This is a genomic window from Sphingomonas bacterium (assembly GCF_903643065.1).
GTDB lineage: Bacteria > Pseudomonadota > Alphaproteobacteria > Sphingomonadales > Sphingomonadaceae > Sphingomonas.
Genome location: NZ_CAHJWX010000330.1, coordinates 1 through 3,468, shown reverse-complemented (window position 1 = coordinate 3,468; position 3,468 = coordinate 1). Strand labels below are relative to the sequence as shown.

Annotated in this window: 2 protein-coding genes and 1 pseudogene; 1 reads left to right on the top strand and 2 read right to left on the bottom strand. The window is 72.3% G+C overall.

Annotation, left to right across the window (positions count from 1 at the left end; genetic code table 11):
- Nucleotides 1–328 (bottom strand): annotated as a pseudogene (locus HUU95_RS11440) (ATP-grasp fold amidoligase family protein); the annotation flags it as partial.
- Nucleotides 325–1,980 carry a cisplatin damage response ATP-dependent DNA ligase gene (locus HUU95_RS11435; RefSeq protein ID WP_174280226.1) on the bottom strand — a complete coding sequence of 552 codons (1,656 nt, stop codon included), beginning with the start codon at nucleotides 1,978–1,980 and terminating at the stop codon, nucleotides 325–327. The gene HUU95_RS11435 and the pseudogene HUU95_RS11440, both read right to left, overlap by 4 nt.
- Nucleotides 1,981–2,288: 308 nt before the next feature.
- Between HUU95_RS11435 and pabB the strand changes: the two genes are divergently transcribed.
- Nucleotides 2,289–3,468, top strand: a 1,180-nt coding sequence (gene pabB, locus HUU95_RS11430) for an aminodeoxychorismate synthase component I (RefSeq protein ID WP_254602756.1), incomplete at its 3' end; no start/stop codon positions are given.

The window sequence follows — 3,468 nt, the reverse complement described above, 5'->3', positions numbered from 1 at the left end:
CCCAGTCGGCGGGCGCGTGGACCAGCGCGACATCGCCGCAACCGTGGCGCGACTTGACCACCAGCGGCAGCGGCGCGACCGGTCGCGCGGGCAGCACGAGGCCGTGCCACAGTGTCGGCGTCACCCAGGCGTCGCCCAGCATCGCCGCGACCAGGGCCTTCACCGCCAGCTTGTCGGCGAGCGGCGGCAGGCGGGGATCGCGGTCGTGGAGCTTGCGGTGCTGGACCCATTCGGTGAACAGGCGGGGATCGGCGAGGTCGGCCGCGCGACCGTGCCGCCACCAGTAAGCGAGCCGCACGCGGGCGGGCCCCCATCGCCGCGCGCTCATGTCGCGAGCTTCAGCAGCGTCTCCAGCCGGTCCGCCTCCATCGCCGGCTTGTCCAGCCGGATGCGCAGGATGCGGGGGAAGCGCATGGCGAGGCCGGACTTGTGGCGGGCCGACGCGTGGATCGAATCGAACGCGATCTCCAGCACCATCGTCTTCTCGACCTCGCGCACGGGGCCGAAGCGGTGGAGCGTGTGGGTCCGCACGAACCGGTCCAGCTCGGCGATCTCCTGGTCGGTGATGCCCTGATACGCCTTGCCGACGGGGAGCAGCTCGCCGCCGGACTCGGGTGGGGCCGTCCAGCAGCCGAACGTGTAGTCGGAATACCAGGACGAGCGGCGGCCGTTGCCGCGCTGCGCGTACATCATCACGCAATCGGCGGTGAGGGGCTCGCGCTTCCACTTGTACCACAGCCCCGCCCGCCGGCCGGCGACATAGGGGCTGTCGCGGCGCTTGAGCATCACGCCCTCGATCGCGGCGTCGCGGGCGCCGGCGCGGACCGCCTCCAGCTCGGTGAAGCTCGCGGCGTCGATCACCTGGCTGAGGTCGAACCGGTCGGGATCGAGCGCCGGCACGAACGCTTCCAGCCGGGCGCGGCGTTGCGTCCAGGGCAGCGCGCGCAGATCCTCCGCCCCGTCGAACAGAATGTCATAGAGCCGGACGAAGGCGGGATAGTCGGCGAGCATCTTCGAGCTGACCACCTTGCGCCCGAGCCGTTGCTGGAGCGCGTTGAAGGACGCCGCTTCCCCGCCCTGCGCCTCGCCCTTCACCAGCAGCTCGCCGTCGAGCACGCCGGGCGCGCGGAAGCTGGCCGCGACCTCCGGGAAGCTGGCGGTCACGTCGTCGCCGGTGCGGCTGTAGAGCCGCGTCTCGCCCGCGACATGGACAAGCTGGACGCGGATGCCGTCCCATTTCCATTCCGCCGCATAGTCGGCGAGATCGACGGCGCCGTCCTCCAGCGGATGGGCGAGCATGAACGAGCGGAACACGGGCGTGTCGGCGGGCGTCGGCGGCGCGCCCTCGCCGCGCACCCAGGCGAACAGCGGTTCGTAGGGGGGCGACAGGCCGTGCCACAGCTCCTCCACCGCATCGACCTCCAGCCCGAAGCCTTGCGCGAGCGCGGTCTTGGCGAGGCGCGCGGAGACGCCGATGCGCAAGGAGCCGGTCGCCATCTTGAGCAGCGCGAACCGCTCCTCCGCGTCCAGCCGGTCGAGCATCGCGGCGAGCGCGGCCGGGGCGTCGGAGCGGGAGATGGCACGCAGGCGATCGACGGCCTGGGTCAGCGTCAGAACAGGCCCCTCGACTTCGCTCGGGGCGAACGGGGATGAGGGGCCGCCCATCATCCCGTTCGTGTCGAGCGAAGTCGAGACACCTTGCTCCGCCGGCGCCGGCCACAGCAGCGCCACCGTTTCCGCCGTGTCGCCGACATAGTCGCGGCTCATGCGGAACAGCACGGGATCGACGCGCGCCTCGATCAGCGCGCGGATCAGCGCGGGCTTGACCGCCGGCAGATCGAGATCGCCGGTCAGCGCCGCCATCGCCCAGCCGCGATCGGGATCGGGGGTGGCGTGGAGATAGTCGGCGATCAGCTTGAGCTTCGCGTTGCGGCCGCGCGTGTAGATCAGCGAATCGAGAAGCGCGGCGAAGGCGTGCATGGAAGCGGAACGCGCGGGCGGGGGCGGGCGGTTCCGCCGGGCGTGGGGCGGCGGCGGGCGGCGGGTGGGATGCGTGCTGGAGCATGAGTCGAGCTCTGTAGGACAGAGCTTGTTTGGCTTTGGTGGGGCGCGGTGACGATCCGGCACGTCACCCTCACCCTTCCCACTCGGCCATGGCCGAGCGGGCCCCTTCCCTCTCCCATTGGGAGAGGGAAACAGCTTGGCGAAGCCGAGCGAAAAGGGTGAGGGTGACCAGGGCGGACCGGGGAGGATTGTGCGGGGCTCGCAGTGGGCGCATGCCGTTAACCATGTTTTCGCCTCCCTACGTGCTGTTGGACGACGCGCGGGACGGGGGGCGGGCGCGGTTGTATCGCGATCCGGCGCGGGTGCTGGTCGCGTGGACGCCGGGCGAGGTGCGCGACGTGCTGGCGGCGATCCGGGTGGACGGGCGGCACGCGGCGGGGTTCCTCGCCTATGAGGCGGCGGCCGCGTTCGAGCCAGCCTTGCCGCCGGGCCCGGTCGACGGACCGCTCGCCTGGTTCGGGTTGTTCGACGGGTATGAGGAGCCGGATCTGGCCGCGCTCCCCGACCCGGCCGGCGCGTATGTCGGCGCGCTCCGTCCGCTGATCGACCGCGCCGTATATGCGCGCCGGTTCGCCGCCGTGCAGGAGCTGATCGTCGCGGGCGACCTGTACCAAGCGAACCTGACCTTTCCCGCCGCCGTGCCGGTCGCGGGCGATCCGCTGGCGATCCATGCCGCCGTGCGCGGGCGCGCGCGCGCCGGCTGGAGCGCGGTGGTGGCGACCGGCCCAGAGTGTGACGGCTCGACGATCCTGTCCTTCTCGCCCGAACTGTTCGTGGCGCTCGATGGGCGGACGGTGACGGCGCGTCCGATGAAGGGAACGGCGCGGCGGCTAGCGGACCCCCGCGCGGACGCGGCGGCGGCGGCGGCGCTGGCGGCGGACGCCAAGAACCGCGCCGAAAATCTGATGATCGTCGACCTGATCCGCAACGACCTGTCGCGCATCGCCGCGCCCGGATCGGTCGCGGTGCCCGAGCTGTTCGCCGTCGAACGCTATCCGACGGTGCACCAGATGGTGTCGGCCGTCACCGCGACGCTCGCCGACGGGCGCGACGCGATCGACCTGCTCGCCGCCGCCTTTCCGTGCGGATCGATCACCGGCGCGCCCAAGCTGCGCGCGATCGAGGCGCTGGCCGGGATCGAGGGCGCCCCGCGCGGCGTCTATACCGGCGCGATCGGGCGGCTCGACGCAGCCAGGGAGCAGGGGGTCGGCGACGCGCAATTCTCCGTCGCGATCCGGACGCTGACGCTGCGCGACGGCGCCGCGCGCATGGGGCTGGGCGGCGGCATCGTCGCGGACAGCCGGGCCGAGGCGGAATGGGACGAGGCGCTCGCCAAGGGCGCGTTCCTCACCGCCGGCGCGCGCGCGGTCGACCTCCTCGAAACGATGCGGTTCGATCCCGTGA